The organism is Capnocytophaga canis (assembly GCF_000827555.1).
GTDB lineage: Bacteria > Bacteroidota > Bacteroidia > Flavobacteriales > Flavobacteriaceae > Capnocytophaga > Capnocytophaga canis.
Genome location: NZ_CDOI01000104.1, coordinates 1 through 218, shown reverse-complemented (window position 1 = coordinate 218; position 218 = coordinate 1). Strand labels below are relative to the sequence as shown.

At 34.4% G+C, this 218-nt stretch carries 1 protein-coding gene; it reads right to left on the bottom strand.

Features of this window, described 5'->3' with window-relative positions; all coding sequences use genetic code 11:
• A partial coding sequence (locus CCAND38_RS11890; RefSeq protein ID WP_042343848.1) for a hypothetical protein occupies positions 1–218 on the bottom strand: 218 nt, incomplete at both ends.

Below are 218 nucleotides of genomic sequence, written 5' to 3'. Positions count from 1 at the left end.
TCCCATTTATAGGTAATTACTTTGTTCTCTCCCTCCTGTTTTTCTTCTTTTGATTTGATAACTTGAACTTTTTCAGAACAGTTGTCTGTAGCGGTTAAATCCATCTGTGTTGGGATTTTATTTTCTTCTACCGAAATATCAGCAGGTAAAGTTCCTGAAAACACAGGTTTTACATCGTCTTTTATCGTAATAGTTTGGGTATGTGTAATGGATTTTCC